This is a genomic window from Mycobacterium sp. KBS0706 (assembly GCF_005938675.2).
Taxonomy (GTDB): domain Bacteria; phylum Pseudomonadota; class Alphaproteobacteria; order DSM-16000; family Inquilinaceae; genus Inquilinus.
The window spans coordinates 26,253-33,996 of sequence record NZ_VCCH02000084.1; the positions used below are offsets into that span (position 1 = coordinate 26,253).

The following is a 7,744-nucleotide window of genomic DNA, read 5'->3' on the forward strand; positions in this document are numbered from 1 at the left end:
GGACCGAGGATGTTCGAGGAAGATCTGGCCCGATGGGGCGCGGTGCCGGACGGCGAGCCGATCGTCACCCATGGCAGCCGGCTGCTGGCGGTGCGCTGCGGCGACCTGCCAGCCATGATCAAGCAGCCGGTCAACGCCGACGAGAAGCTCGGCTGCCTGCTGATGCAGCACTGGACCGGTGAGGGGGCGGCGATGGTGCTGGCCCAGCATGGCGACACGCTGCTGCTGGAGCGCGCCACCGGCCCCGCCTCGTTGGTCGCCATGGCACGGCAGGGGCAGGATGACGAGGCCTGCCGCATCCTCTGCGCCGCGGCGACCCGGCTGCACGCGCCGCGCGGCCGGCCGCTGCCGGACGGGCTGCTGCCGCTGGAGCGGTGGTTCGCGCCGCTGACCGAGGGCGGCGACCGCTATGGCGGCGTCGTCGCCCGCGCCGCCGCCATCGCCCGCGGCCTGCTGGCGGAGCGGTGGGACATCGTCACCCTGCATGGCGACCTGCATCACGACAACGTGCTGGATTTCGGGCCGCGCGGCTGGCTGGCGATCGATCCCCGCCATCTGGTCGGCGACCGCGGCTACGATTTCGGCAGCCTCTTCACCAACCCCGACATGGGCTTCCCCGGCGCCCCCTCCCTGGCCGCGCCGGACCGGGCGGTGGCGACGCAGCCCGGCCGCCTGGCCCAGCGGGCGGCGGTGGTGGCCGAGGCGGCGGGGATGGAGCGCGACCGCCTGCTGCGCTGGGTCCTGGCCACGTCCTCCCTCTCCGCCGTCTGGAGCCTGGACGACGGCAACCACCCGGCGATCGACCTGGCAGTGGCCGAGACGGCGCTGGCGGAGCTGGGGGAGGGCTGACCGGCATTTTTTGCCGGCGGTGTCGGCGCCGGGCATACTCCTTCGTCCTCGGGAGGAAGAAGGAACGACCCGGATGCTGTACGCCGTCCTCTGCTACCACAACGAAGCCGTGACCGAGGCTTGGACCCAGGCCGAAGACGACGCGGTCATCGGCCGGCTGATGGCGGTGCAGGAACCGCTGGCCAGGCAGGGCAAGGTCGGGCCCGTCGCCCGGCTGATGCCGACCACCGCCGCCACCACCCTGCGCCAGGGCGCGGGCGGCGAGCCGCTGGTGATCGATGGCCCCTTCGCCGAGACGAAGGAGCAGCTTCTGGGCTTCTACACCTTCGAATGCGAGTCGCTGGAAGAGGTGCTCGCCATCGTGCGCGACCTCTCCGACGCCAATCCCGGGGCGACCTATGAGGTCCGCCCGATCCGTCGCTTCAAGCCTGGGACAGCTGGATCATGAACGACATCGCCTGGATCGACGCGGCCTTCGCCTCCGCCCGCCCCCAGGCTCTCGGTGCGCTGCTGCGCTATTTCCGGGACCTGGACACGGCGGAGGAGGCGTTCCAGGAGGCCTGTCTCCGGGCGCTGAAGACCTGGCCGCAGAAGGGCCCGCCGCGCGACCCGGCGGCCTGGCTGATCTTCGTCGGCCGCAACGCCGCGCTCGACAGCGTGCGCCGCGGCCGCAAGCAGGAGCCGCTGCCGCCGGACGAGGTGCTGTCCGACCTGGAGGACGCCGAGGCCGACATGGCCGAGCGGCTGGACGGCGCCGAGTACCGCGACGACATCCTGCGGCTGCTGTTCATCTGCTGCCATCCCGACCTGCCGGCGACGCAGCAGATCGCGCTGGCGCTGCGCATCGTCTCTGGCCTGTCGGTCAAGCAGATCGCCCGCGCCTTCCTGGTCGGCGAGAGTGCTATGGAGCAGCGGATCACCCGGGCCAAGGCCAAGGTGGCCAATGCCGGGGTGCCATTCGAGACGCCGGGCGCGCCGGAGCGGGCGCAGCGGCTGGCCATGGTCGCGGCCATGATCTACCTGGTCTTCAACGAGGGCTATTCCGCCGCCAACAGCGAGGAGGCGCCGCTGCGCGCGCCGCTGTGCGACGAGGCGATCCGCCTGGCCCGGCTGCTGCTGCGGCTGTTCCCGGCCGAGCCCGAGATCATGGGCCTGACCGCGCTGATGCTGCTGCAGCATTCGCGGGCGCCGGCGCGCTTCGACGCCGAGGGCAGCATCGTGCTGCTGGAGGAGCAGGACCGGACCCTGTGGAACCGCGCCATGATCGCCGAGGGGCTGGCGCTGATCGACAAGGCGATTCGCCACCGCAGCCCCGGCCCCTATCAGGTGCAGGCGGCGATCGCGGCGCTGCACGCCCGGGCGGCGCGGGCGCAGGACACCGACTGGGCCCAGATCGACATGCTCTACGCCACGCTGGAACGGCTGCAGCCGTCGCCGGTGGTGACGCTGAACCGCGCCGTCGCCGTGGCCAAGCTGCACGGCGCCCAGGCAGCGCTGGAAATGATCGAGCCGCTGGCGCCGCGCCTGTCCGGCTATTTCTACTTCTTCGGCGTGCGCGGGGCGCTGCTGCAGCAGCTCGGCCACGTCGGCGAGGCGCGCGAGGCCTTCAACCAGGCCATTGCGCTCGCCAACACCGCGGCCGAAGCCGCCCATATCCGGATGCATCTCGACCGGCTGCAGCAGGACGGGACGGCCGAGGCCGGCTGAGCCCGGAAAAATTTTCGGGAGTCGTTGTCGGCGGCGCTCCGATCAGGCCGTCCTTGAAGCAGGCCCGCAGCATCCGCCGCGGCGCGACGGAACCACCAGGAGGAAGACATGACGACAGATCACGCAGCTCCCCCGGTCCTCGGCGGCCTGGTCGCCTATGTGAATGTCGAGGGGGCGTTGAAGGCGGCCGAGTTCTACGAGAAGGCCTTCGGCGCGAAGACGGTTTTTTCGGCGCCGCCCGACGACAAAGGCCGGACCATGCATGTCCATGCCCATGTCAACGGCAGCTCGCTGATGATCTCCGATTTCTATCCGGAGCATGGCTTCGCAGTCGAGCCGCCGCAGGCCTTCACCCTGCAGCTCATTCTCAAGGCCGACGAGATCGACGCCTGGTGGAAGAGGGCGGTGGATGCCGGCTGCACGGTCGAGGTGCCGCTGGACGTGATGTTCTGGGGCGACCGGTGGGGCCGGCTGAAGGACCCGTTCGGCCTCGCCTGGGCGATGAACGCACCGGTCAAATCGTAACACCCGTTCGGCGGGACGCAGGCGGAAGGGCATGCGCCCTTCCGCCGGCCTTTCGTGATGCGATGGAGGAAGGGATGACCAGCCAGCATGACGGCGAGGCCGAGATCCGCGCCCTGATCGAGGCGCGCGCGGCGGCGCTGCGCCGCAAGGACGCCAAGGGCTTCGTTGCCGGCCAGTCGGCCGACTATGCCCTGTACTCCCTGTACTCCATGGGGTCGCCGCTGGCAGCCGACCAGGCGAGCGTCGAGGATGTGGACAGCTGGTTCGCCGGCTGGGCCGGGCCGATCGGCTACAAGATCCGCGACCTCGACATCGCGGCCGGCGGAGATGTCGCCTTCTGCCGCGGCTTCGCCCGGATGAGCGGCGCCAAGACCGATGGCGAGACGGTCGATCTCTGGTTCCGCCTCACCCTCGGCCTGCGCCGGGCCGCCGAGGGCTGGACCATCGTGCACGAACACGAATCCGTGCCCTTCTACATGGATGGCAGCCTGCGGGCGGCGGTGGACCTGAAGCCCTGAGGGTCAGGGGGTCCGGTTCAGCGCCGGCTCTGGTTTCGGACAACGACCTGTCGGATCGGCCGGCGCTGCTTCGTCCTTGGGACAGGCATCCGGATGGTCCGGATGCGGATGGAGGACGCGAAATGACCAGCCAGCATGACAGTGAGGCCGAGATCCGCACCCTGATCGAGGCGCGTTCGGCGGCGTTGCGCCGCAAGGACGCCAAGGGCGTCGTCGTCCGCCAGGCCGTCGACTTCGTCCTCTACTCCCTGGCGCCGCCGCTGCGGACCGCCGAATCCGGGACCGCGGGGCTGGACGCCTGGTTCGCCACCTGGGAGGGGCCGATCGGCTACGAGGTCCATGACCTCGGCATCGCCGCCGATGGCGACGTCGCCTTCTGCCACGGCCTCGCCCGGCTGACCGGCACCAAGACCGATGGCGTGCGCGCGGACGTCTGGTTCCGCATCACCCTCGGCTTGCGCCGGGCCGCCGATGGCTGGACCATCGTGCATGAGCACGAATCCGTGCCCTTCTACATGGATGGCAGCCTGCGGGCCGCGGTGGACCTCAAGCCCTGAGCCGCGGGGTCAGGCGGTCCGGCTCAGCGCCGGCGCCAGCAGCCGGACTCCGACCCAGCCCCAGTAGACCCGGTGATGCGCGATCAGCCCGCGCTCGATGTCCATCACCTCGACGAGGTCGACCTGGTCGCCCTGCGGCGTCTCGCGCGGGTATTCCCAGACCAGCTGCCGGCCATTGGCATAGAAGGTGCCGGTCCGGTACCAGCGGCTGAGCTCGCCCGGCAGCGTGCGCAAGCCGGCCGCGAAGAAGGACCGGATCGGCTCGCGCCCGCGCAGCACGCCGTCGCCGTGGTCCGGCAGCGTCGCCAGGATCAGCGGCGTCTCCAGCACCGCGTCCTCGGCATACAGCGCCACCAGGCCGTCGAGATCGCGGCCGCGGACGGTCTCGTGCCAGCGCTCATAGATCCGGCGGATGTCGGCATCGGTGTTCATCGTGATCTCCATCAGGTTGGCCGAAGCCTAGGCCGATGGCGGGTTGGCGGGTCGCGGGATCGCTTCGATACCGATCGAAGCATCCCGCCGGCGCGTCTTGACAGGCCCGCTGCAGCCCTCCCATCGTCGGGTCCATGGCGGATCCCATGCCACAGCCCCGGCCGGTCCTCGGCCTCGCCGAGCCGCAGCTCCTCGTCGCCGACATCCGGGCGGCCTGCGACTTCTACGCCGGGACGCTCGGCTTCGCCGTCGTCTTCACCTATGGCGAGCCGCCCTTCTACGCCCAGATCCGGTGCGACGCGGCACGGCTGAATCTGCGCCGGATCCAGGGCCCCGTCTTCGCCCCCGGCTTCCGCGAGCGGGAGGTCGACGTCCTGTCCGCCACGATCGCGCTCGACGACCCGAAGGCGCTGTTCCTGGAGCTGCAGGCCGCCGGCGCGCCGTTCCACCAGACGCTGCGGACCGAGCCCTGGGGCGCCCGCACCTTCATCATCCGCGACCCGGACGGCAACCTGATCGCCTTCGCCGGCTGACCGTCAGGCGAGCGCCTCCAGCCGCCGCTGCTCGTGCAGGAAGGCGTCGCCGAAGGACAGCTTCGCCGTGGTCGGCGCCCGGCTGTCCAGCACCCGCCAGAACGGTGTGATCTCGTCCACGGCGGCACCGCGCCGATGCGCCTCCCACGCCGCCTCGGCGACGACGCGCAGATGGAAGCCTGTGGTGATCGGGCAGGTCACCTCGGCCCCGTGCCGCCGGGCCAGCTCGCGCCGCAGGGTGCGCACATCCATGCCGTTGCCCCTGGGAATGGCGCGAATGAAGGCGTCGATCAGCCGGGGCGTCGGCACCAGCATGATCTCGCCGGCCTTCATCCCGGCGATGTCGATCGGTGCCGGCTTGACCTGATGCGGCCGCGGATCGTTCAGCTTCTCGGTCCAGGATTTCGCCATCGTCGCCTCTCACCATCGGCCGCAGTGTAGCCCGGCCGGGTTGACAGATCCTGCGAAGCTGCCCCCGCCGGTGCTATCTCGGTCCCGAGATCCGGCCCTGGTCGACGATCCATTGCCTCTTCTCCGGGACGGTCACCACGAGAATCGGCAGCCGGTAGAGAAGGCTGTCGAAGACATGGGTCTCGGTCGGGGTACGGGACAGCAGCTCGGTCATCAGGAAGAATTGCGGGATCTGGCCCGGCGGTACTTCCAGCCTGGGCGCGAGACAGCTCTTGGACAGCTGCTCCGAGGACAGGATCCGGCTGCCGTCGCCGCTGACAATGTAGCGCTGATGCCCGGCATAGACTTTCACCTTTGGATCGGTGGTGGCAGCCAGAAGATAGACGCGCCAGTCGCCCGGCGAGGCGGGGTCGCGAAACACCACGTGGGCATACGGACCCGGGCATAGAGGGGACAGGGCCCGGGCGCTGACGAGCTGCAGGGCGGCGAACTGGCTCGCCTGCTCCGGTGTCAGGGTCGGAGTCGCCGGCCGGGTCATGCTGACGGCCCGGCCGCTTTCGTCGACCGTTACGTCATAGGCCGCTTCGAACCGGCCGCCCTTCTGCCGGATGAAGCGCACCAGCACGCCGGGGCCCGATGTGTCGGTCAGCCAGCCCCACATATCCGAGGCTCGTAGATCGGCCCCCTTCGCGAAGGCGAGATCGGTCGCCCGCGCCGCGGCATTGTCCAGGACGTAGATCGTGCGGCCCAGCGCCTCGATCCGATGGATCTCCGGCGAGGTCTGGGCGCTCGGGCTGGAGGCCGTGGCCGGCGTCGTGCCGCTGTTGCAGCCGGCCAGGGCGGCCAGCAGGGCCAGCGGCAGCGCTGCGCGCCGCAGCGCGCGGGCCACGCCGGGCGGGCGCGACGAAGTGGTGGTGTCGATCATCTGGTCCCCCCTGTGCCGTCAGCATGCCGTGTCCGGCGGCGGCGGCCAAGGGCGGCCCTACTTCTGCACCGTGGCGATGGTGCCGTTGGCCACCAGCCAGTGCTTGCCGTTCGTCGTCATCACGATCAGCGGCAGATCCTGGCGCAGGCTGAGGAAGACGTGGATCTCGGTCGGGATCGCCGAAACCGGCTCGGCCACCATGAAGGCGACGGCCGCATGGCCCTCGGATGTCTTCTCGCCGGCCAGGCAGGAGGGCGGCGGCAGCCGGCCGCCGGACAGGATGCGGCCGCCATCCGGGCTGACCAGGAAGCGGTAGTGGCCGCCGACCATGAACACGCCGGGGTCGGTCGAGGTGGCCAGGGCGTAGACCCGCCAGTTGCGGGTGCCGGGATCGCGGAACGCGACCGGCCGGTAGGTCTTGGAGCAGGGCTGGTCCAGCCGCCCCAGCGCCAGCTGCGCCGCGGCGAACTGGGCGGCCTGGTCCGGCGTGAGCGGCGCGCCGTCGCGGCGGGCGAGGGCAGGGGCGCTGCCGCCGGCATCGACGGTGACGTCGTAGGCGGCCTCCGGCCCCTGGCTGCCGCGGCGCACGAAGCGGACCAGGATGCCGTTCGCCGCGGGCTCGGTCACCCAGCCGACGATGCCGCCGGCCTGCGGGTCGATGCCGTTGCGGCGCAGTGCGGCGCTGGCCAGGGCGGCGGCGCCGTCGATGGCATAGATCTGCCGGCCCAGGGTCATGGCCCGACGGAACTCCGGCCCGGTCTGCGGCACCACCTTGGACGGCGCGGCCGCGTCGGCGGGCGGGATCGTCTGGCCGGGCGCGGCCTGCTGGGCCATGGCCCCCCAGCCGGGCAAGGCGATCGCCGCCAGCACCAAGCCGGCCCGCGCGAGGCGGTGGCGAAGCGCGAAGGAATTCGGTCGCATGCTGTCTCCGCTGTGGTCGGCGGCCACCATGCCGCGACCGGCCGGCCGGGCCAACCCCGGATGAACGGGTGGCCTCAGGGTTGGCCGGAGTTGTGGCGTGGTCAAGGCGACCGGCCGGCGCCCTGCGGTCGCTCGTCGCATCGGCCGGGACCTCGCCGCCGAAACGGCCACGGATCCGGATTTCCGCTGTTTCCTTCCTGTGGGCCCGGTGCGTGGCGTCGTCGCGACGGCCGCGCCGTGCCGAAGATTGCAACCGTAGGGAGAAGATCACCATGGCGACCCGCAACCTCGAACAGGATGTCGATGCCCTGACCCGTACGATCTCGGAGCTGCGGTCGGAGATCGGCTCGCTGGCCGGCCGCGCCG

The 7,744-nt window shown here is 71.1% G+C and carries 11 protein-coding genes; 7 read left to right on the forward strand and 4 right to left on the reverse strand.

All coding sequences use genetic code 11. The annotated features are described in order from the left end of the window. The first annotated feature begins 9 nt into the window (after nt 1–9). The 6 genes from FFK22_RS32045 (at nt 10) to FFK22_RS32070 (ending at nt 4,156) form a co-directional block, all read left to right on the forward strand. Nucleotides 10–849, forward strand: coding sequence for an aminoglycoside phosphotransferase family protein (locus FFK22_RS32045; protein ID WP_138887889.1), 840 nt, complete (start codon nt 10–12; stop codon nt 847–849). Between the two features lie 73 nt (nt 850–922). Then, complete coding sequence (locus FFK22_RS32050) at nt 923–1,297, forward strand: YciI family protein (protein ID WP_138887888.1); 375 nt, start codon at nt 923–925, stop codon at nt 1,295–1,297. Beyond that, the gene (locus tag FFK22_RS32055) at nt 1,294–2,556 is read left to right on the forward strand and encodes an RNA polymerase sigma factor (protein WP_138887887.1); all 1,263 of its coding nucleotides are present in this window, start codon (nt 1,294–1,296) and stop codon (nt 2,554–2,556) included. Before FFK22_RS32050 ends, FFK22_RS32055 begins: the two co-directional genes overlap by 4 nt. 108 nt (nt 2,557–2,664) lie before the next feature. Then, nucleotides 2,665–3,081 carry a glyoxalase/bleomycin resistance/extradiol dioxygenase family protein gene (locus FFK22_RS32060; protein ID WP_138887886.1) on the forward strand — a complete coding sequence of 139 codons (417 nt, stop codon included), beginning with the start codon at nt 2,665–2,667 and terminating at the stop codon, nt 3,079–3,081. A 74-nt stretch (nt 3,082–3,155) separates the two neighbouring features. Continuing rightward, nucleotides 3,156–3,599, forward strand: coding sequence for a nuclear transport factor 2 family protein (locus tag FFK22_RS32065; protein ID WP_138887885.1), 444 nt, complete (start codon nt 3,156–3,158; stop codon nt 3,597–3,599). A 122-nt stretch (nt 3,600–3,721) separates the two neighbouring features. Next, on the forward strand, nt 3,722–4,156 hold the full coding sequence (locus FFK22_RS32070) for a nuclear transport factor 2 family protein (protein ID WP_138887884.1): 435 nt from the start codon (nt 3,722–3,724) through the stop codon (nt 4,154–4,156). Between the two features lie 9 nt (nt 4,157–4,165). Here the strand turns inward: FFK22_RS32070 and FFK22_RS32075 are convergent, their stop codons facing one another. Continuing rightward, on the reverse strand, nt 4,166–4,588 hold the full coding sequence (locus tag FFK22_RS32075) for a nuclear transport factor 2 family protein (protein ID WP_138887883.1): 423 nt from the start codon (nt 4,586–4,588) through the stop codon (nt 4,166–4,168). A 146-nt stretch (nt 4,589–4,734) separates the two neighbouring features. Between FFK22_RS32075 and FFK22_RS32080 the strand changes: the two genes are divergently transcribed. Beyond that, a complete protein-coding gene (locus FFK22_RS32080; RefSeq protein ID WP_221939011.1) occupies nt 4,735–5,121 on the forward strand; it encodes a VOC family protein in 387 nt (128 codons plus the stop codon). Between the two features lie 3 nt (nt 5,122–5,124). Here FFK22_RS32080 and FFK22_RS32085 read toward each other — a convergent pair whose 3' ends face one another. The 3 genes from FFK22_RS32085 to FFK22_RS32095 form a co-directional block, all read right to left on the reverse strand. After that, complete coding sequence (locus tag FFK22_RS32085) at nt 5,125–5,532, reverse strand: hypothetical protein (RefSeq protein WP_138887881.1); 408 nt, start codon at nt 5,530–5,532, stop codon at nt 5,125–5,127. A 73-nt stretch (nt 5,533–5,605) separates the two neighbouring features. Next, entirely contained in the window at nt 5,606–6,457 is an 852-nt protein-coding gene (locus FFK22_RS32090; protein WP_138887880.1) for a hypothetical protein, read from the reverse strand. Between the two features lie 57 nt (nt 6,458–6,514). Further along, nucleotides 6,515–7,378: a hypothetical protein gene (locus FFK22_RS32095; protein WP_138887879.1), complete on the reverse strand. Its 864-nt coding sequence runs from the start codon at nt 7,376–7,378 to the stop codon at nt 6,515–6,517. Nucleotides 7,379–7,744: the final 366 nt, after the last annotated feature.